The sequence below is a fragment of the Streptomyces sp. L2 genome, assembly GCF_004124325.1.
Taxonomy (GTDB): Bacteria; Actinomycetota; Actinomycetes; order Streptomycetales; family Streptomycetaceae; genus Streptomyces.
Genome location: NZ_QBDT01000001.1, coordinates 1,737,368 through 1,756,041, shown reverse-complemented (window position 1 = coordinate 1,756,041; position 18,674 = coordinate 1,737,368). Strand labels below are relative to the sequence as shown.

Below are 18,674 nucleotides of genomic sequence, written 5' to 3'. Positions count from 1 at the left end.
ACGGGCCGTCCGCCACGTGGGTGACACTGGGCCCGTGGCACCCACTGACGACACCGAGCCGGTCGACCGGCACGCGGCATCCCCGGACCCCTCGACGCCCGCCCGGCTCCCGGCCACCGGCGCCGCCGGTTGGGGGACGCGCATGCCGCGCTGGCTGCCGCGCGCCATGGTCCTCGCGCTCGCGCTGGTCGCCGCGTTCCAGCTCGGCAGCTGGGCCTTCCACCAGCTGACCGGCCTGTTGATCAACATATTGATCGCGTTCTTCCTGGCCCTCGCCATCGAGCCCGCGGTGAGCCGGATGTCCGCCAGGGGCATGCGCCGGGGTTTCGCCACCTTCCTGGTCTTCCTCGGCCTCACCGTCGCCGTCGCGGGATTCATCACCTTGCTCGGGTCCATGCTGGCGGGCCAGATCATCAAGATGATCGAGGGCTTCCCGGACTATCTTGACTCGCTGATCAACTGGGTCAACCACACGTTCCACACGGACCTCAGACGGGTGGACGTCCAGGAGGGGCTGCTCCACTCCGACTGGCTGCGCAAGTACGCGCAGAACAGCGCGGCCGGGGTCCTGGACGTGTCCGCCCAAGTGCTCGGCGGTCTGTTCCAGCTGCTGACGGTCGGGCTGTTCTCGTTCTACTTCGCCGCGGACGGGCCCCGGCTGCGCCGCGCCCTCTGCTCCGTCCTGCCGCCCGCGCGCCAGGCCGAGGTGCTGCGGGCCTGGGAGATCGCGGTCGACAAGACGGGCGGCTACCTGTACTCCCGCGGTCTCATGGCGCTCATCTCCGGTGCGGCGCACTACATCCTGCTGGAGGCCCTGGGAGTGCCGTACGCGCCCGTGCTCGGGGTCTGGGTGGGTCTGGTCTCCCAGTTCATCCCGACCATCGGCACCTACCTCGCCGGCGCGCTGCCCATGTTGATCGCGTTCACCGTCAACCCCTGGTACGCGGTGTGGGTGCTGGTCTTCGTCGTGATCTACCAGCAGTTCGAGAACTACATGCTGCAGCCCAAGCTGACCTCGAAGACGGTCGACATCCACCCGGCGGTCGCCTTCGGCTCGGTCATCGTGGGCACCGCGCTGCTCGGCGCGGTCGGCGCACTGATCGCCATCCCCGCGGTCGCCACGCTCCAGGCGTTCCTCGGTGCCTACGTGAAGCGGTACGACGTCACGGACGACCCGCGCGTGCACGGGCACCCGCGGTCGGGCTCGGGCGGCCCGGGGCCGCTCACCCGCGTGCGACGGCTGTGGCGACAGCGGCCCGCCCCGGAGGAGTCCTCCTGACTCCCTCCGGACACGCCGTCCCTCAGTAGGCGACGCCTGCCCACACGCCGGCCCCGGCGACGGCCATCGCGTAGCACCCCGCCGCCGCGGCCACGATCCGCCAGCGCGCCCGCTCGCTCCACGAGGTGCGGGTCAGCAGCCATGCCAGCAGGGGCAGGACCAGAACGGCGTGCAGGCTCACCGCGTGCAGCGGCTTCAGCGGAGCGGTCGAGTGGTAGGCGGCCTCCTGGTGACCGGTCCGGGTGAGCGCGACCCCACGGGCGATCATCGCGGCGCCCGAGGCCAGTGCCACGAGGAGGATCGCGAACCCGGAGCGCACCGCCAGCGCCATCCCCGCGGGGCCCGCCGGTCGGTGCCGGAACGACACGACGGCGAGGGTGGTGAGCAGCGCCACCAGGACACCGCCGCCCACGGCGAGCGTCATGGACACCGCCGTGTCGAACGGGGTCTCCATGTTGAGGTGCGAGGGCACCCGGCGCCAGGCCTGCAGGGTGATGCCGCCCACCTCCACCACGCAGTCGGCGGCGAGGACGACGAGCAGGACGGTGCGCAGCCGCGGGCCGACGCGCAGGTAGGACGTGACCCAGGTGAGCGCGATCAGCGTCGCCCCGAAGGAGAGCCCGAACGTGACGGGCTTGCGCCAGGACACCGGACCGTCCCAGGGGCCGCCGTCGACGGCGTACACCACGAGGTGCGTGAGCCCGGACAGGACGAGGAGCAGGCCGGTCGCGTAGCAGAACCGTTCGGCGGGGCGCGGAATTTTCATGGGCCCCAGGCTCCCGAGAAGGCTCCGCGCGGTCGTCGTACGCCCGGAGGCACCTGCCGTACCCCGCCGGAAGTAGCGGGACGCGTACCGCCGGCGCCCGATCGCGCTCCCGCGCGCGTGGGTCAGCCGCCGGTCCGGTCGAGCAGGCCGCGGGTCAGCCGCATCAGGCGCCGACGGGCCTCGGTGTCGTACGCCTGGTCATGCGCGCGGGCGACGGTGAACTGGTCGAAGTAGCGTCCTGTGACGGTGGCGAGGTCCGGGTCGAGGAGCAGGCGGACCGTCGGCCGTACGCCCTCCTCCGTGCTGGTGACCGGGGTCAGGCCGGACGTCCGGACGGCTTCCGTGTCCATCAGGTGGGCGGGGTGGAGGGAGTTGACCGTGACGCCGGTGCCGCGCAGTTCGGCGGCGAGCTCGAAGGTCGCCATGATCATGGCCAGCTTGCTCCGGAAGTAGGCACGCAGCCCTTCGTAGCCCCGCTCCAGCATGACGTCGTCGAAGTCGATCGCCTCCTGGCCCATCGAGGCGACGTTGACCACCCGGGCCGGAGCGGAGGCGGTGAGCAGGGGCAGCAGGTCGCGGGTGAGGGCGTGGGCAGCGAGGTGGTTCACGGCGAAGCGCAGTTCGTGGCCCTGCCGGCTCAGCTCGCGCCGCAGCGGCTCCGCGCCGCCGGCCACCACCGCGTTGTTGATCAGCCCGTCGAGCCGAGGCTCCACTGTGTTGATCCGGTCCGCCATCGCGTGCACCTGGTCAAGGTCCGCCAGGTCGGCGAGGTATGTGCGGACGGTGGTGCCGGAAGCGGCGGCCCGCGCCTCGGCGGCCACGGCCGCCAGACGCCCGGGGTGACGGCCATGCAGGAGGAGGGTGCCGCCGCGCGGGGCCAGGTCGAGGGCGAGAGCGCGGCCCATGCCCTGGGTGGAGCCCGTGATCAGTGTGGTGCGCTGGGTCATGCCGACCACCCTGTCCGGCCGGCCGGACAGGAGGGAGTGTGCACCGGGCCTGGTGTTGCCACCACCAGGTGCGCGAGGGGCTTCGGAGGACCGCGTGGCGCGCTTGACACGAAAATCGAACATCCATTCTCATGGAAGCTCAGGCCAGGCCCGTGGCAGGGCATTTCGGCACGGTTCGTGGGGATAAGTAACCAGGTTGTCCACAGGCCGGACCGACGTCGGGGCGCATTGTCAGTGGCAGGCGTTAGCGTCTTTGACGTGAAGCGATCGACTCAAGCAAATCGGGTGGAACCCATGGCAGGAACCGACCGCGAGAAGGCGCTCGACGCCGCGCTCGCACAGATTGAACGACAATTCGGCAAGGGCGCGGTCATGCGCATGGGCGAGCGGTCGATGGAGCCCATCGAGGTCATCCCCACCGGGTCGACCGCACTCGACGTCGCCCTCGGCGTGGGCGGCCTGCCGCGCGGCCGTGTGGTGGAGATCTACGGCCCCGAGTCCTCCGGCAAGACCACGCTCACCCTGCACGCGGTGGCGAACGCGCAGAAGGCCGGCGGCCAGGTCGCCTTCGTGGACGCGGAGCACGCCCTCGACCCCGAGTACGCGAAGAAGCTCGGCGTCGACATCGACAACCTGATCCTCTCCCAGCCGGACAACGGCGAGCAGGCCCTGGAGATCGTGGACATGCTGGTCCGCTCCGGCGCCCTCGACCTCATCGTCATCGACTCCGTCGCCGCGCTCGTCCCGCGCGCGGAGATCGAGGGCGAGATGGGTGACAGCCACGTCGGTCTGCAGGCCCGCCTGATGAGCCAGGCCCTGCGGAAGATCACCAGCGCGCTCAACCAGTCCAAGACCACCGCGATCTTCATCAACCAGCTCCGCGAGAAGATCGGCGTGATGTTCGGCTCCCCGGAGACCACGACCGGTGGCCGCGCGCTGAAGTTCTACGCCTCGGTGCGCATCGACATCCGCCGCATCGAGACCCTGAAGGACGGCACGGAGGCGGTCGGCAACCGCACCCGCTGCAAGGTCGTCAAGAACAAGGTCGCCCCGCCCTTCAAGCAGGCCGAGTTCGACATCCTCTACGGCCAGGGCATCAGCCGCGAGGGCGGTCTGATCGACATGGGCGTGGAGCACGGCTTCGTCCGCAAGGCCGGCGCCTGGTACACGTACGAGGGCGACCAGCTCGGCCAGGGCAAGGAGAACGCCCGCAACTTCCTCAAGGACAACCCCGACCTGGCCAACGAGATCGAGAAGAAGATCAAGGAGAAGCTGGGCGTCGGCGTCCGTCCGGAGGAGCCCGCCGCCGAGCCCGGCTCGGACGCCGCGGTCACCACCCCGGCCGACGACGCCAAGGCGACGCCCGCCCCCGCGGCCGCCAAGGCCGGCAAGCCCAAGGCCGCCGCAGCCAAGAGCTGACCGTGACGCGACGAACCGGCTGGGCCGAGGACGAGCACGCCGCCCCGGGCGTCCCCCCATGGGGGACACGGGGGCCACGGGGGAGGGGCACCGGAGGCGGTGACACGGCGGGCTTCGCGGGTCCCGCCAACGCCGACGAGGGCGGGCACGGGCTGAGCGAGTACGGGCACAACGAGTACGGGCACGGCGAGTACGGGAACAGCGAGTCCGGACCCGGGCACGGGAACGGCGAGTACCCGGGCGGCCGCAGGCGCGGCCGGCGGCGGCGCGGCTTCGGAAAGCCGGCCACAGAGGACGAAGGCGCCCCCTCCTCGTCGAGGGCCGAGCGGGGGGAGTCTTCGGGGGACCCGGCTGAGCGGGCGCGGGCTATCTGCCTGCGCCTGCTCACCGGGACCCCTCGCACCCGCAAGCAGCTCGCGGACGCCCTCCGCAAGCGGGAGATCCCCGAGGATGTGGCCGAGGAGGTGCTGTCCCGGTTCGAGGAGGTCGGACTGATCAACGACAGCGCCTTCGCGGACGCCTGGGTGGAGTCCCGGCACCACGGCCGGGGCCTGGCCCGGCGCGCCCTCGCCCGGGAGCTGCGCACCAAGGGCGTCGACTCGGCGCTGATCGACGAGGCCGTCGGACAGCTCGACTCCGAGCAGGAGGAGGAGACCGCGCGCGACCTGGTCGCCCGCAAGCTGCGCGCCACCCGCGGCCTCGACCGCGACAAGCGCATCCGCCGCCTCGCCGGCATGCTGGCCCGCAAGGGCTACCCGGAGGGCATGGCCCTCCGCGTGGTCCGCCAGGCCCTGGAAGAGGAGGGTGAGGACACGGAGTTCCTGGAGGGCGAGGACGTCTGAGGACTCACGGGTGTCCCGGCGTCACCGGCAGGCCCTCGGCGCGCCACGCCTGGAAGCCACCCACCAGGTCCGTGGCCCGGCGCAGGCCCAGCTGGTGGAGGGAAGCCGCCGCCAGACTGGAGGCGTAGCCCTCATTGCAGATGATCACGATGCGCAGGTCGTGTCCGGTGGCCTGCGGCAGCCGGTGACTGCCCCGCGGATCGAGCCGCCACTCCAACTCGTTGCGTTCGATGACGAGGGCGCCCGGGATCAGCCCGTCCCGCTCGCGCAGGGCCGCGTACCGGATGTCGACCAGCAGCGCCTCACCGGTGCGCGCCGCCTCATGCGCCTGTCGTGCTTCGACGCGCCGGTAGCCCTCGCGGACGCGGTCCAGCAACTCGTCGATGCCGACCGGCTGTTCGTCCGTGCCGCTCACTGCCAGTCCTCCGGGCGTTCGACCTGCTCCAGGCGCAGCACCTGGCCGCTGCGACTGTATCGGCGGATCCGCGGCAGAGGCGGGTAGTAGGCGTGCACGGAGATCGCGTGTCGGTCCGGGGACTCGTTGAGCACCTCGTGCACATGGTCGCGGCCGAAGGAGCGGCCCTGCCCGGCGGTCAGCCGGCGTTCGCGGTCCACGTCCTGGGCGAGTTCCAGAGTGGTCCAGCCGTCCGTGGGCAGCCGTGCGGCCAGCGCGTTCTCCGTGAGTTCGCCCGACGCGGTGAGGAAGGCTCCGACGGACTCGGCATGGTCGTGCCAGCCGGTGCCCGTGCCGGGAGGCCAGCCGATCAGCCACGCCTCGCTCCCACCGGGCCCCGCGAGCCGCACCCAGGTACGGCCCTCGGGATCGAGCGGGAGGGAGGCGATCAGCTCCGCGTCGGCGGCCGCACGCCGCACGAAGTCGAGAAGGTCCGCCTGGGTCGGCGCCGGACCGGTGGCAGAAGCCGAAGCGCCGGAGACCGAAGCGCCGGAGACCGAAGCGCCGGAGACCGAAGCGCCGGAGACCGAAGCGCCGAAAGCCGGACCGGCGGAACCCGGACCGGCGGAAGCCGAAGCGCCGGAGACCGGAACGGTGGAAGAAGGGGATGCGGAAGGTGAGACAGACACGTGTACCGCCCTGAGAACGTTCGCCGACGGGCGCTCGACGGCGCTCGACGGCGCCCGGGAAGACCCGGAGAGAACCCGGAGAAAAAGGGGACGCGAGTTCAGCAGGACGGGCGACACACACAGCCCGCGTAGCGGACGAGGTCCATGTGGACCCGTCGCCACAGGCGTACGCGGGTGTCGGTCATGGCCCGGAGTACAGCATGCCGCCGCACCCCGGTCAACTCACCGCCACCCGCCACCCGGCGGACGGCGGCCGGCGCTCAGCGTGCGCCGGCGCCCGCCCGTGCCTGTTCCTTCACCGTGCCGCCCAGCGTCGCCTCCGCCGCCGCGTACAGGTCGGCCGGGCGGACACCGCCGAACGCGGTGACCAGGTGACCGTCGGGCCGTACGAGCAGCACGCTGTGCGCCGGCGCCCCCGGGTACTCCTCGGCCACCAGCAGTTCGGCGGGGTGCGGCAGCGCGGTCACCGCCGCCGCGAGACGGGGCATGACCCCCGCGGACACCCAGTGCTTGCGCGCCCACACGCCGGTGCCCGGCGCGATCAGTACGACCAGCAGGGCGCCGCGTCCGAGTCGGTCGCGCAGCCGTACGAAGGTTCCGTCCTCCGCCGTCACCCGCACATCCGTGACCTGAGAACCGGGCGGCGTCTCGACGGCGATCTCCCCCTCCAACTGCCGGGGTGCGAGCGGAGAGCCGGCGTACGCCCCCGGCGCACCGAGGGCGCCGCGCCCCAAGTGACCATCTGTGAGCAGTGCGTCGTGCCCGCGCGCCGCGCCCGGAACGTAGTGGCGCAGCCCGCCACCGCCACGCAGCAGCGGCAGCACCTGGTCGGCGGCGCGCAACCGGGCCGCGACGACCCCACGCCGCTCGGCCTGGTAGCTGTCGAGCAGCGCCTCGTGCGGGCCGTGGTGCCAGGCCGGGGCCAGCTTCCAGGCCAGGTTGTCGGCGTCGCGCAGGCCTTCGTCGAGCCCCTGCGTGCCGAGCGCGCCCAGCAGGTGGGCGGCGTCCCCGGCGAGGAACACCCGGCCCACGCGCCACCGGCGGGCCAGCCGGTGGTGCACCGTGTGGACTCCGGTGTCGAGGAGGTCGTACGCCGGTGTCGGGCCGTCCGTCCAGCCCGCGAGGGTCTCGCGGATCCGGGCCACCAGCGTCTCGGGCGTGACGAGGTCCTTCCCCGGCGGCAGCAGCCAGTCCAGGCGCCAGACTCCGTCCGGGAGCGGGTGGGCGGTCACCTCACCGGACGACGGGCCGGACGACCGCCACGGCGGCATCCGATGGAGCAACGCGCGACCCTCCCACGGAAGTTCCGCGCGGAGCGTGGCGACCGCGTGCCGCTCCACCGCCGTACGGCCCGGGAAGCGGATGTCCTGGAGTTTGCGCACGGTGGAGCGGGGGCCGTCGCAGCCCACCAGGTAACCCCCGCGCCACCAGGTGCCTTTCGGGCCCTTGGTGTGAGCGCTGACGCCGGACCGTTCCTGCTCGATCGCGTCCAGCCGGCTGTCCACGGCGACCTCGACCAGTGGCTCGCCGACGACGGCCGCGCGCAGGGCGTCGGTGAGGAAGTGCTGGGCGATGTGCAGCGGGGCGGGATCGGCCGCGTCGAAAGTGACCTCGTTCATCACCTGTCTGCGCCGCAACGACCGCCATCCGGCCCAACGCGCGCCCTGCTCGCCCAGTGCCGCCCCGGTCAGCCGCTCCAGCAGGGCGGCCGTCTCCTCGCGCAGCACGACGGTGCGCGCGGGGCGCGGCTCGTCCTTGCCGGACCCTTCGTCGAGGACGACCGAAGGCACCTCCTGGCGGGCCAGGGCCAGGGCGAGAGTGAGCCCGACGGGCCCCGCTCCGACGATGATCACCGGGTCCACGGCGCGGCGCCCCCTGTCCGCAGCGGTGCCCTGACGGACGCAGACGAACAGGAAGGTGAAGCGGGGTGCACGATCACACAACGTATGCAACCCATTGGCGGAGTTTGCGTCAAGTGACCCGAGGCAGTGGCGATCATGCCACTGCCTCGGGTCGCCGTGCGATCGAATTGACCGATTGTCAGATCGTGCCGCCCGCTCCTGTACCGGCGGTGCCGCCCACCCCCGCCGGGTTCATCTCCTCCATGTCCTCCGCGCCCAGCACCGCACCCGTGCTGCGCTTGCTGCGCCGCAGCCGGCCCTCCAGCCAGCCGGCGAAGGACGTCAGGGCGAAGTTGAGGACGACGTAGACGGCCGCCACGACGACGAAGCTGGCGAAGACGTTGGCGTAGTTGGCGGCCAGGGTGCCGCGCTCGCTCAGCAGTTCGGCGTAGCCGATCATCACACCACCCAGCGCGGTGTCCTTCACGATGACGACGAGCTGGCTGACGATGGCCGGCAGCATGGCGGTGACCGCCTGCGGGAGCAGGATGCTGGACATCGTCTGGCCCTTGCGCAGGCCGATCGCGTACGCCGCCTCGCTCTGTCCCTTCGGCAGGGCCAGGATGCCCGCCCGGACGACCTCGGCGAGCACCGAGGCGTTGTAGAGCACGAGGCCGGTGATCACCGCGTACATGGGCCGGTTGTCGCTGGTGACCTGCGTGTAGCGGCTGTACAGCTCGTTGGCGAACAGCATCAGCAGCAGCACGGGGATGGAGCGGAAGAACTCGACGACCACACCGGCCACCACGCGCACAGAGCGGTGGTCGGACAGGCGTGCGATGCCGAAGACCGCGCCCAGCGGAAGCGCGATGACCATGGCCAGCGCGGCCGCCTTCAGGGTGTTGGCGAGGCCGGGCAGCAGGTAGGTCGTCCAGGCCTGGGACGTCGTGAACGGCTGCCACAGGGACCACTGCAGCTGGTTCTTGTCGTCGAGCACGGACCAGATCCACCACACCAGGGCGGCGAGCAGGACCAGGAAGACGACGGACAGGAGCGCGTTGCGCCGCTTGGCGCGGGGCCCCGGAGTGTCGTAGAGGACGGACGTCATCGCTTCACCGCCATGCGCTTGCTCAGCCAGCCCAGGAGCAGGCCGGTGGGCAGGGTCAGGACCACGAACCCGAAGGCGAAGACGGCGCCGATGGCCAGCGTCTGGGCCTCGTTCTCGATCATCTTCTTCATCAGGGCCGCCGCCTCGGCCACGCCGATGGCGGCCGCGACGGTGGTGTTCTTCGTCAGGGCGATCAGCACGTTTGCCAACGGGCTGATGACCGCGCGGAACGCCTGGGGCAGCACGATCAGACGCAGCGTCTGGGCGAAGTTCAGCCCGATCGCGCGGGCGGCCTCGGCCTGGCCGACCGGAACCGTGTTGATGCCGGCCCGGATCGACTCGCAGACGAAGGCGGCCGTGTACCCGGCCAGGCCGAGGATCGCGAGTCGGAAGCCCTGGATCTGGAAGTCGGAGGCACCCAGCGTCACCCCGAAGATGTCGGCGAGACCGAGCGAGGCGAACACGATGATGACCGTCAGCGGGATGTTGCGGACGATGTTCACGTAGACGGTGCCGAACCAGCGCATCAGCGGGACAGGGCTGACCCGCATCCCGGCCAGCAGGGTGCCCCAGACCAGGGAGCCGACCGCGGAGAAGACGGTGAGCTTCACCGTCATCCAGAACGCCCCCAGGACGTCATAACCTTGAAGAAAGTCGAACACGATCTCCCGCGCTTCCGGGTGTGTGGCGTACGTGGAGGGCAGGGCGCGCCGCCGGGAAAGCGGCTGGCGGCGCGCCTCGGTGGCCCTGCGTCACCCGCCGGAGTGAGCGCCGGCGGAGTTCCGCGTTACTTGACGATGTTGCCGATCTGCGGCGCCTTCTCGTTCTTGTAGTCGGCCGGGCCGAAGTTCTTGTCGACCGCCTTCTGCCACGAGCCGTCGCTGACCATCTTCTCCAGCGCCTTGTTGATCTTGTCGACCAGCGCCTTGTCGCCCTTCTTGACGCCGATGCCGTAGTTCTCGTTGCTGAGCTTCAGGCCGGCGAGCTTGAACTGGCCCTTGTACTTGGCCTGCGACGCGTAGCCCGCGAGGATCGAGTCGTCGGTGGTGACCGCGTCCACCGCGCCGCTCTGGAGGCTCGCGATGCACTCCGAGTAGGTGCTGTTCTGCTTCAGGTTGGCCTTCGGGGCGATCGTCTTCTGGACGTTCTGCGCGGAGGTCGAACCGGTCACGGAGCAGAGGTTCTTGCCGTTGAGGTCCGTGCCCTTGCTGATCTTCGAGTCCTTCTTGACCAGCAGGTCCTGGTGGGCCAGGAGGTACGGGCCGGCGAAGTCCACCTTCTGCTGGCGCTCGGGCGTGATCGAGTAGGTGGCGGCGATGAACTTCACGTCGCCCCGCTGGAGCGCGTTCTCGCGGTCGGCGCTCTGGGTCTCCACGAACTGGATCTGGTCCGGCGTGTAGCCGAGCTGCTTGGCGACGTACGTGGCCACGTCCACGTCGAAGCCGGCGTAGGACCCGTCGGGCTGCTTCAGGCCGAGACCCGGCTGGTCGAACTTGATACCGATCTTGATCTTCTTGCCGCCGCTCGAACCGCTGTCCGAGTTGCCGCCACCGCACGCGGTGGCGCCGACGGTCAGGGCGAGCACGGCGGCCGAGGCGGCGGTGACCTTGCGGAGCTTCATCTGAACATTCCTTTGCGTGGTGAAGAAACGGAGGCTGTGGGGACCGTGAACCAGGTCCTCCGGAGGCGCGGGACCGGTGCGCCTCAGGGATGAGGGACCGGTGCCGCCTCAGTGGCGCGGAACTGGTACGCCTCAGTGGTGCAGGATCTTCGACAGGAAGTCCTTGGCCCGGTCGCTGCGCGGGTTGCTGAAGAACTGGTCGGGCGCAGCCTCTTCGACGATGCGGCCGTCCGCCATGAAGACCACGCGGTTTGCAGCCGAACGTGCGAAACCCATCTCATGGGTGACGACGATCATCGTCATGCCCTCGCGGGCGAGCTGCTGCATGACCTCCAGGACCTCGTTGATCATCTCGGGGTCGAGGGCTGAGGTCGGCTCGTCGAAGAGCATGACCTTCGGGCCCATGGCCAGCGCCCGGGCGATGGCGACACGCTGCTGCTGGCCGCCGGACAGCTGCGCGGGGTACTTGTCTGCCTGCGTGCCCACGCCGACCCGGTCGAGCAGGGCGCGGGCCTTCTCCTCGGCCTGCTTCTTGTCCGTCTTGCGGACCTTGAGCTGGCCGAGCATCACGTTCTCGAGCACGGTCTTGTGCGCGAAGAGGTTGAAGGACTGGAAGACCATCCCGACGTCGGCGCGCAGCCGGGCCAGCGCCTTGCCCTCCTGGGGCAGCGGCTTGCCGTCGATGGCGATGGTGCCGGAGTCGATGGTCTCCAGGCGGTTGATGGTGCGGCACAGCGTCGACTTCCCGGACCCGGAGGGCCCGATGACCACGACGACCTCGCCGCGGGCGATCGTCAGGTCGATGTCCTGGAGAACGTGCAACGCGCCGAAGTGCTTGTTGACACTCTTCAGGACGACCAGTTCACCGGTCGTGGCCATGTCGTCCTTGGCCACCGATACGTCGGTCATCGCTATCGGGCTCCGTCCTCCTCGGTTTCGCAGGACAGTAACGAGCGGATTGACCAGCGTCATTACATCTGAGGGAGATCTGAGCATCACGATCTGATAGCAATCGGACACGTGCCGTAGCACTTGCGACAGGTGTGCGTATCGGGCGGGTAACGGTAGCGGGACGCAACCCGAACCCTCTTGACGCCGTCCTTGTCCATCGGCGTGACTGCCATGATGCACGCGCGCGTGCAGACTGTCCGGGCGGGCGTGCCGACCACGCGCCCGTGCAGACTGTCCCGGCGGGCGTACCGCCCACGCGCGCGGGCGCGCCGCACGGCGGACCGGAACCACGACCGTACGACCACTGAACCGGAGGGGGCCAGGATGAGACTGCTGCTCGTCGAGGACGACAACCACGTCGCCGCCGCCCTCTCCGCCGTGCTCGCGCGGCACGGCTTCGACGTCACCCACGCGCGCAGCGGCGAGGAGGCCCTGCAGGCGCTCGTCCCCGAGGGCGCCGGATTCGGCGTGGTCCTGCTCGACCTCGGCCTGCCCGACCAGGACGGCTACGAGGTGTGCGGCAAGATCCGCAAGCGCACCAGTACTCCGGTGATCATGGTCACCGCCCGCTCCGATGTCCGCTCCCGCATCCACGGGCTCAACCTGGGCGCCGACGACTACGTGGTGAAGCCGTACGACACCGGGGAGCTGCTGGCCCGCATCCACGCCGTCAGCCGGCGCACCGTCCACGAGGAGGACCCCGCGGGCGGCGGCGACAGCGCCCTGCACCTGGGCCCCGTACACATCGAACTGCCCACCCGGCAGGTCAGCGTGGACGGTTCGGTCATCCAGCTGACCCGCAAGGAGTTCGACCTCCTCGCGCTGCTCGCCCAGCGTCCCGGCGTGGTCTTCCGGCGGGAACAGATCATCAGCGAGGTGTGGCGCACCAGCTGGGAGGGCACCGGACGCACCCTGGAGGTGCACGTGGCCTCCCTGCGCGCCAAACTGCGCATGCCCGCGCTGATCGAGACCGTACGCGGCGTCGGGTACCGGCTCGTCGCCCCGGCCGCCTAGCGGGGCCGCGTGCGCGCACGCCTGCTGCCGCTGCTCATCGTCCTGCTGGCGGCCGTACTCCTGGCCCTCGGCGTCCCGCTGGCCGTCAGCGTGGCCGCCGCCCAGCAGCAGAAGGTCGTCGTCGACCGCATCGACGACACCGCGCGCTTCGCGGCCCTCGCCCAGTTCGTCGCCGACGGACCCGGCGGCACCCGCCCCACCGTCCCCGGCGAGCGCAGGGAGACTCTGCGCCGCGAACTGGTCAGCTACTACGGCGTCTACGGCATCCGCGCGGGCGTCTTCTTCCGCAACGGCTCCGCGATGGCCAACGCCCCGGCCGACTGGTCCGTGCCGCGTACCGGAGAGGTCCGGGAGGCGTTCGACGAGGCGCTGCTCAGCCGCCGCAGCCACGACCCCCGGCAGGCCTGGCCCTGGGACGAAAGGCGCCTGGTCGTCGCCTCGCCGGTGATCCGGGACGGGGACGTCGTCGCCGTCGTGGTCACCGACTCGCCCACCGGGGCGCTGCGCTCGCGCATCCTGCGGGGCTGGCTGCTCATCGGCGCCGGCGAGATCGCGGCGATGCTGCTGGCCGTGGGCGCCGCGCTGCGGCTGACCGGCTGGGTGCTCAGGCCGGTACGCGTCCTGGACGCCACCACCCACGACATCGCCACCGGCCGCCTGAAGTCCCGCGTCGCGGCGGCCGGCGGCCCCCCGGAACTCAGACGGCTGGCCCGGTCGTTCAACGAGATGGCGGACAACGTCGAGGACGTGCTGGAGCAGCAGCGCGCCTTCGTCGCCGACGCCTCGCACCAGTTGCGCAACCCGCTCTCGGCGCTGCTGCTGCGCATCGAGCTGCTCGCCCTGGAACTCCCCGAGGGCAACGAGGAGATCGCCTCGGTCCGCACCGAGGGCAAGCGCCTCGCGCAGGTCCTGGACGACCTGCTCGACCTGGCGCTGGCCGAGCACGCCGAGGCGGACCTCGCCCTGACCGACATCGGCGCGCTGGCGGAGGAACGGGTGGCCGCCTGGTCACCTGCCGCCGACGCACAGGGGGTCCGGCTGGCCGGCGACTGCCCGCCCACCACCGGCTGGGCCGACCCGATCGCCCTGTCCAGCGCCCTGGACGCGGTGATCGACAACGCGGTGAAGTTCACCCCCGAGGGCGGCACCGTCGAGGTCGCCGTCGCCTGCGAGGGCGACACCGCCACGGTCGTGGTCACCGACACCGGGCCCGGTCTCACCGACGAGGAACTCGCGCGCGTGGGCGACCGTTTCTGGCGCAGTGGCCGTCACCAGAACGTCAAGGGCTCCGGCCTGGGCCTGTCCATCACCCGCGCCCTGCTCACCGCGGCGGGCGGCACGATCGACTACGCCCATCACGAGCCGCGCGGGCTGCGGGTCACGGTGAGGGTGCCGAGACACCCGTAAGCGTCCGCGTGAAGCGCGTGAAGCGCGTGACTTTCGTGACTCATGTGAGTCTCGTCAATCAGGGTTTCACGGAGCGGTAATAGCGGCGTGCGCCCTCGTGCAGCGTCAGCGGGTCCGTGTAGATGGCGGTGCGCAAGTCGACCAGCTGGGCGGAATGGACGTGCGCACCGATGCCGTCCCGGCTCTTGATCACCGTGCGGGTCACCCATTCGGTCAGCCGCGGATCCATGTCCGCGCGGGTGATCAGCACGTTGGACACCGCGATCGTCGGCACCGTGTCGCCCCGCTGGACGGTCGGGTACGCCGACTCGGGCATGTTGGTCGCCCGGTAGTACCGCGCGGCGTCGCCCTTGGTGTGCAGCTTGCCGATGAGGGCGCCGTCGATGGGCACGAACTTGAAGGTGTCCTTCTTGGCCTGCCCGACCAGCCCGCGCGTGGGCAGCCCGCCCGACCAGAAGAAGGCGTCGATCTTGCCCTGGGCCAGCCGGCCGGGTCCGGTGTCGATGCCGTCGGACAGCGGCGTGATGTCCTTCTGCGGGTCGATGCCCGCGGCCGCGAGCACGCGGTTCGCTATCAGCCGTACCCCCGAGTCGGGCAGCCCGGTGGCGACCCGCTTGCCCCGCAGGTCCGCCACGCTGTGGACGTCCGAGTCGCGCGGCACGATCAGCTGGACGTAGTCGTCGTAGAGCCGGGCGACCCCGCGCAGCCGGCCCGCGCCGGTGCCGTGCCGCAGCATGTACGTCTCCACCGCGTCCGCCGCCGCGATGGTGAAGTCGGCCTTACCGGTCGCCACCCGCTGGACGTTCTCCTGCGAGCCGGCGCTGCTCACCAGCTTCACCTTCAGGTCCGGCATGTCCTTGCCCAGCTCGGTGCGCAGCCGCTCGGCGTACTCCTGGTAGACCCCGCGGGGCGTCCCGGTGCTGAAGACGATCGTCCCGCTCGGCGGCTTCTCACCAAGCGGCAGCAGCCACCACAGCAGCAGGCCGAGCGCCACGGCGCCGGCGACGGCACCCTGCAGCACCCGGCGCCTGCCGAGACGGGAGAACACAATGGACATGCGGGCGATCCTGCCAGCCCGCCCCCGGCTCTGACCAGGGGAGGCCGCCGTGGCCCGGTGGATCTGACCGGGGGGAGGCCCCGTGGCCCGGCGGAAGCGGTGCTGCCCGGCCCCGGCAGCGGGCCGACTGCGTGAGTCCCGGGGCGTTGTCAGCGGGCGCCGATACAGTCGTCGCATGAGCTCGTCGCCCGCCCGTCTCGTCCGCGCCTTCCACCACGCCTTCGGCCTCGACGCCCCTACCCGGCCCGCCGAGGTGTCCCCGGAGCTGGCCGCGCACCGGGGAGAGCTGCTCGCCGAGGAGGCCGCGGAGGTCGCCGAGGTCGCGGTCGACGGCCCGCTCGACCGGCTGGCGCACGAGCTGGCCGACGTGGTCTACGTGGCGTACGGCACCGCCCTGGTCCACGGGATCGACCTGGACGAGGTGATCGCCGAGATCCACCGCGCCAACATGAGCAAGCTGGGGCCCGACGGCCAGGTCGCCCGCAGGGCCGACGGCAAGGTGCTCAAGGGTGAGCACTACGAGGCGCCGGACGTGGCCGCCGTCCTGCGCCGCCAGGGCTGGATACCCGGCGGCGCGGCCTGACGACTCCGGTCCGACCGGCGGCCCGTCCGACGGCCCGTGCAGGCGGCCCCTCCGGGCGGCCCGTCCAGGTTCCGTTCGGGCCGCCCCTCCCCGTTCCTGTCCGGCTCCCGTCCGGGTGTCCGGCCCGGTGCCTAGAGGGTCCCGCCCGCCAGCTTCCACTCGCGGTGCAGGGTGCCCAGGGGGAGGCTCCGCTGGAAGACCGGTGTGCCGAAGACCGACAACTGGAGCCGCAGCGTCCCGGACAGGTCCACCCCGCCGTACACGCCCCAGGCGCCGCCCGTCTTGGCGCGGGGCCGGTCCGAGGAAGCGGTGACCGTTCCGGAGGCCTCGCCGCGCAGGTACGGCGCCAGGTCGGCGGTGACTCCGACGGCGCCGTAGAGGCCGACCGAGGCTTCGGCACCCAGGGCGGTCTTCAGGTGCCCGGCGGTGGTGACCGAGGCTTGTACCGGCGTGCCCGTCATGTGCGAGGAGCTGACCGGCGTCCAGCCCTTGGCCGGGCTGAAGGTGCCGCCCGCCGTGAAGTCGCCCTTGAAGTGCTGTGCGACGTCGACGCTGATGTGGCCGTCGCCGCTGATCTGCAGGTAGCAGGTGAGGTCGAGGTTGACCACGACGGGGACGGGGCCGACCTGGAGGACCGGATCGGCGTGCAGCCTGGCGAACGGGATCCGCAGCGGGGTGCCGGTGGCCGCGGCGGCCCGGCCCTCGACGTGCCAGCGGGAGGCCCAGTCGCCGGAGACGCCCAGATAGGCCGAACCGGGGGACGCCGCGGTCCCCGATCCGCCGTAGGAGAAGTCGACCTCGGGGGCGACCTGCACGAACCCTGACACCGCGGCCCCGGCCGAGACCGGTGCGCCCTTGGCTGCCGGCACCTTGGCACCGACGTCGAGCCGGAGGCTGCCCAGCGGCACCTTCGCCCCCTCGGGACCGACGTGCACCTCACCGGACGTGGACCAGGACACCTTCACGTCGGGCAGCAGCTTGTCGACGGTGAAGGCGGACGGGGCGACCGGCACGGTGCCTTTGGCGCTGTCGTCACCGAGCACGGCGTTGAGCGTCGCCGGCTCGGTCTGCACCTCGGTGCCCCGGCCGGTGTCGCCGAGCACCTTCGTGACCCGGGCCAGGAGCCCGTGCGGCGCTCCCGGCGCGGGCGCGCTGGCGATGACGTCCCCGACAGCGGCCCGGTGCGGCGCCCCGGAGGGAGAGGCGGGAGGCGAGACGGTGGGGGTGGCGGTCGGGGAGGCCGGGGCGGGAGTGGGCCGCGGGGTGTGCCCGCCGGGGGTGGGCGTGCTCCCGTGCGGGCGCCCGGATATGACGGCCCGTCGGGTCCGGCTGTCGTACGAGCTGACGGCGAGCGTGGTCCTGTGCGCGCGGCTGCCCGAGCCGGCCGGTCCGGCGGTGGCGGTCGGAGCGATGGTGCCGGCCGGCGTCACCGTGAGCGTCTGGTCCGGGGCGGCGGTGGGATCCGAGGTCACCTCGGCCCGCCCGCCCCGGCCGGTGGTAGGCCCCTCGGCGTGCGGGGCGGGCGAGGAACAGCCGGCGGCGAGGAGGAGGGCGGTCACGGCGAAGGCGGGCAGGAGGGCGCGCCCGTGCCTCATGCGTCTGCGCAAGGTCGGTCCTGTGGGATGGGGGGTGGCAAAGAGGGATGGCACACCGGCGACCGACCCTACTTGTCAGTGGAACCGGCCGGTAACCCAGTGGTGAACCATGAGCATGCCACGCCCGCGCTTGCAGCTCCCGCACATTCCGGCCACATCCCAACGTGACCTGAAACACGGCTTGTTCAGGTCATGGACGGCGCGATCGCACCCATCGCCCTACAGGCCGAGGCCCGCGATGTCAGCGGCTCACAGCCCCGTCCCGCCCAGCCGGCCCAGCAGCCCGGCGAGCGCCCCGAGGTCGGACTCGGTCCACGCGGCGGCGGCGAAGACCTCGGCGGCCGTCTCCTCCGCGGTGGCCCGCATCTCCCGCAACCGCTCCCGCCCGGTCCCGGTCAGCGCCGCGTACGCCACGCGCGCGTCCCGCGCGTCCGCCTCCCTGCTCACCAGCCCGATGCGCTCCAGGGGCGCCAGCCCGCGCGTCACGCCCGAGGCGGTCAGGCCCAGCGCCTCCGCGAGGTCGACCCGGCGCATCCGCCCGCCGGGCGCCTGGCCGAGCCGGAGCAGCAGGGTGAAGTCCGAGAGGCTCACCCCGTGCAGACCGCCGAGCCGCGCGTCGAACCGCCGCACCAGAGTCGCCTGCGCGCGCATGAGCCGCAGTGCGGCGTCCAGGGCGCCGTCACTCATCGTGTCCTCCTAGAGTAGTCCTTGAGTAGTCAAGTTTATGTCCTGCGCTGACCGGCTTCATCGGCCCGAGGAACGTGCGGCCCGGCGCTGCCGCTTGCCCAGCGGCGCCTGGGACAGGTCCTCCGCACTGGACCGGAGGTTCTTGAAGCCGTAGCCGAGCCCGGTCAGCCAGGCCCGCGCTGCCTCCTCGGCCCGCTCGGCCGCCTCCAGGATGTCCTCCTCTTCCTCTCCCGAGTCCGAGAAGCGGAAGGTGAAGGCCGGGCGGGCGGCGATGTCGTAGCTCAGGTGCCCCTCGGGGGTGTAGGCGGCACGCAGCACGTCGTGCTCGGCGGCACCGGCGAGCAGCTCGGTCCGCTGCGCGTCGCTGAGCCCGTCGAAGACGCCGCGGACGGTGATACGAAAGGTTCGGGTACTCATTCCGCGAACCCAACCACAGCGGGCACCCGCGCTCCACCGGGTTTCCGGCGCGCCCCG

The 18,674-nt window shown here is 71.6% G+C and carries 20 protein-coding genes; 6 read left to right on the top strand and 14 right to left on the bottom strand.

Translation table 11 applies throughout. From position 1 onward, the window contains the following. Positions 1 to 34 precede the first annotated feature (34 nt). On the top strand, positions 35 to 1,279 hold the full coding sequence (locus DBP14_RS07220; protein WP_206739221.1) for an AI-2E family transporter: 1,245 nt from the start codon (positions 35 to 37) through the stop codon (positions 1,277 to 1,279). Between the two features lie 22 nt (positions 1,280 to 1,301). Here the strand turns inward: DBP14_RS07220 and DBP14_RS07215 are convergent, their stop codons facing one another. Continuing rightward, entirely contained in the window at positions 1,302 to 2,045 is a 744-nt protein-coding gene (locus DBP14_RS07215; RefSeq protein WP_129306203.1) for a hypothetical protein, read from the bottom strand. A 122-nt stretch (positions 2,046 to 2,167) separates the two neighbouring features. Beyond that, complete coding sequence (locus DBP14_RS07210; protein ID WP_129306202.1) at positions 2,168 to 2,992, bottom strand: SDR family NAD(P)-dependent oxidoreductase; 825 nt, start codon at positions 2,990 to 2,992, stop codon at positions 2,168 to 2,170. 294 nt (positions 2,993 to 3,286) lie between these two features. On the opposite strand from DBP14_RS07210, the gene recA reads away from it, so the two are divergent. Further along, entirely contained in the window at positions 3,287 to 4,411 is a 1,125-nt protein-coding gene (recA, locus tag DBP14_RS07205) for a recombinase RecA (protein ID WP_129306201.1), read from the top strand. A 2-nt stretch (positions 4,412 to 4,413) separates the two neighbouring features. Further along, positions 4,414 to 5,253: a recombination regulator RecX gene (gene recX, locus DBP14_RS07200; RefSeq protein WP_129306200.1), complete on the top strand. Its 840-nt coding sequence runs from the start codon at positions 4,414 to 4,416 to the stop codon at positions 5,251 to 5,253. 4 nt (positions 5,254 to 5,257) lie between these two features. On the opposite strand, the gene DBP14_RS07195 is transcribed toward recX, so the two are convergent. The 8 genes from DBP14_RS07195 to DBP14_RS07165 form a co-directional block, all read right to left on the bottom strand. Further along, positions 5,258 to 5,668, bottom strand: coding sequence for a rhodanese-like domain-containing protein (locus DBP14_RS07195; protein WP_129306199.1), 411 nt, complete (start codon positions 5,666 to 5,668; stop codon positions 5,258 to 5,260). After that, the gene (locus DBP14_RS07190) at positions 5,665 to 6,336 is read right to left on the bottom strand and encodes a cysteine dioxygenase (protein WP_129306198.1); all 672 of its coding nucleotides are present in this window, start codon (positions 6,334 to 6,336) and stop codon (positions 5,665 to 5,667) included. The genes DBP14_RS07195 and DBP14_RS07190 overlap by 4 nt, the downstream gene beginning before the upstream one ends. A gap of 98 nt (positions 6,337 to 6,434) precedes the next feature. Continuing rightward, positions 6,435 to 6,521, bottom strand: coding sequence for a putative leader peptide (locus DBP14_RS37415; protein ID WP_324608114.1), 87 nt, complete (start codon positions 6,519 to 6,521; stop codon positions 6,435 to 6,437). A 75-nt stretch (positions 6,522 to 6,596) separates the two neighbouring features. Continuing rightward, complete coding sequence (locus tag DBP14_RS07185) at positions 6,597 to 8,198, bottom strand: FAD-dependent monooxygenase (RefSeq protein ID WP_129306197.1); 1,602 nt, start codon at positions 8,196 to 8,198, stop codon at positions 6,597 to 6,599. 178 nt (positions 8,199 to 8,376) lie between these two features. Beyond that, positions 8,377 to 9,285 (bottom strand): amino acid ABC transporter permease, encoded by a 909-nt coding sequence (locus DBP14_RS07180; RefSeq protein ID WP_129306196.1) that lies wholly within the window; start codon positions 9,283 to 9,285, stop codon positions 8,377 to 8,379. Next, entirely contained in the window at positions 9,282 to 9,947 is a 666-nt protein-coding gene (locus tag DBP14_RS07175) for an amino acid ABC transporter permease (protein ID WP_129306195.1), read from the bottom strand. Before DBP14_RS07175 ends, DBP14_RS07180 begins: the two co-directional genes overlap by 4 nt. A 125-nt stretch (positions 9,948 to 10,072) precedes the next feature. Further along, complete coding sequence (locus tag DBP14_RS07170) at positions 10,073 to 10,906, bottom strand: glutamate ABC transporter substrate-binding protein (protein ID WP_129306194.1); 834 nt, start codon at positions 10,904 to 10,906, stop codon at positions 10,073 to 10,075. Between the two features lie 132 nt (positions 10,907 to 11,038). Further along, on the bottom strand, positions 11,039 to 11,815 hold the full coding sequence (locus DBP14_RS07165) for an amino acid ABC transporter ATP-binding protein (protein ID WP_129306193.1): 777 nt from the start codon (positions 11,813 to 11,815) through the stop codon (positions 11,039 to 11,041). A gap of 366 nt (positions 11,816 to 12,181) precedes the next feature. Between DBP14_RS07165 and DBP14_RS07160 the strand changes: the two genes are divergently transcribed. Together DBP14_RS07160 and DBP14_RS07155 are read left to right on the top strand one after the other, a co-directional pair. After that, positions 12,182 to 12,871, top strand: a complete 690-nt coding sequence (locus DBP14_RS07160; protein WP_129306192.1) for a response regulator transcription factor — start codon at positions 12,182 to 12,184, stop codon at positions 12,869 to 12,871. 9 nt (positions 12,872 to 12,880) lie between these two features. Beyond that, complete coding sequence (locus tag DBP14_RS07155; RefSeq protein ID WP_129306191.1) at positions 12,881 to 14,278, top strand: HAMP domain-containing sensor histidine kinase; 1,398 nt, start codon at positions 12,881 to 12,883, stop codon at positions 14,276 to 14,278. Between the two features lie 58 nt (positions 14,279 to 14,336). On the opposite strand, the gene DBP14_RS07150 is transcribed toward DBP14_RS07155, so the two are convergent. Further along, on the bottom strand, positions 14,337 to 15,335 hold the full coding sequence (locus tag DBP14_RS07150) for a TAXI family TRAP transporter solute-binding subunit (RefSeq protein WP_129306190.1): 999 nt from the start codon (positions 15,333 to 15,335) through the stop codon (positions 14,337 to 14,339). 175 nt (positions 15,336 to 15,510) lie between these two features. Between DBP14_RS07150 and DBP14_RS07145 the strand changes: the two genes are divergently transcribed. After that, positions 15,511 to 15,918, top strand: a complete 408-nt coding sequence (locus DBP14_RS07145; protein WP_129306189.1) for a MazG nucleotide pyrophosphohydrolase domain-containing protein — start codon at positions 15,511 to 15,513, stop codon at positions 15,916 to 15,918. Between the two features lie 131 nt (positions 15,919 to 16,049). On the opposite strand, the gene DBP14_RS07140 is transcribed toward DBP14_RS07145, so the two are convergent. The 3 genes from DBP14_RS07140 to DBP14_RS07130 form a co-directional block, all read right to left on the bottom strand. Further along, entirely contained in the window at positions 16,050 to 17,513 is a 1,464-nt protein-coding gene (locus DBP14_RS07140) for a hypothetical protein (RefSeq protein WP_129306188.1), read from the bottom strand. Between the two features lie 249 nt (positions 17,514 to 17,762). Beyond that, positions 17,763 to 18,200: a MarR family transcriptional regulator gene (locus DBP14_RS07135; RefSeq protein WP_129306187.1), complete on the bottom strand. Its 438-nt coding sequence runs from the start codon at positions 18,198 to 18,200 to the stop codon at positions 17,763 to 17,765. A gap of 57 nt (positions 18,201 to 18,257) precedes the next feature. Next, positions 18,258 to 18,617 (bottom strand): DUF6204 family protein, encoded by a 360-nt coding sequence (locus DBP14_RS07130; RefSeq protein ID WP_129306186.1) that lies wholly within the window; start codon positions 18,615 to 18,617, stop codon positions 18,258 to 18,260. Positions 18,618 to 18,674: the final 57 nt, after the last annotated feature.

Excerpts from the sequence above, each read along its gene's own strand:
- DBP14_RS07210 (WP_129306202.1), bottom strand. The coding sequence starts at position 2,992 with ATGACCCAGCGCACCACACTGATCACGGGCTCCACCCAGGGCATGGGC.
- DBP14_RS07170 (WP_129306194.1), bottom strand. The coding sequence starts at position 10,906 with ATGAAGCTCCGCAAGGTCACCGCCGCCTCGGCCGCCGTGCTCGCCCTG.
- recA (WP_129306201.1), top strand. The coding sequence starts at position 3,287 with ATGGCAGGAACCGACCGCGAGAAGGCGCTCGACGCCGCGCTCGCACAG.
- DBP14_RS07215 (WP_129306203.1), bottom strand. The coding sequence starts at position 2,045 with ATGAAAATTCCGCGCCCCGCCGAACGGTTCTGCTACGCGACCGGCCTG.
- DBP14_RS07130 (WP_129306186.1), bottom strand. The coding sequence starts at position 18,617 with ATGAGTACCCGAACCTTTCGTATCACCGTCCGCGGCGTCTTCGACGGG.
- DBP14_RS07140 (WP_129306188.1), bottom strand. The coding sequence starts at position 17,513 with ATGAGGCACGGGCGCGCCCTCCTGCCCGCCTTCGCCGTGACCGCCCTC.
- DBP14_RS07135 (WP_129306187.1), bottom strand. The coding sequence starts at position 18,200 with ATGAGTGACGGCGCCCTGGACGCCGCACTGCGGCTCATGCGCGCGCAG.
- DBP14_RS07145 (WP_129306189.1), top strand. The coding sequence starts at position 15,511 with ATGAGCTCGTCGCCCGCCCGTCTCGTCCGCGCCTTCCACCACGCCTTC.
- DBP14_RS07160 (WP_129306192.1), top strand. The coding sequence starts at position 12,182 with ATGAGACTGCTGCTCGTCGAGGACGACAACCACGTCGCCGCCGCCCTC.
- DBP14_RS37415 (WP_324608114.1), bottom strand. The coding sequence starts at position 6,521 with ATGACCGACACCCGCGTACGCCTGTGGCGACGGGTCCACATGGACCTC.
- DBP14_RS07150 (WP_129306190.1), bottom strand. The coding sequence starts at position 15,335 with ATGTCCATTGTGTTCTCCCGTCTCGGCAGGCGCCGGGTGCTGCAGGGT.
- DBP14_RS07165 (WP_129306193.1), bottom strand. The coding sequence starts at position 11,815 with ATGACCGACGTATCGGTGGCCAAGGACGACATGGCCACGACCGGTGAA.
- DBP14_RS07180 (WP_129306196.1), bottom strand. The coding sequence starts at position 9,285 with ATGACGTCCGTCCTCTACGACACTCCGGGGCCCCGCGCCAAGCGGCGC.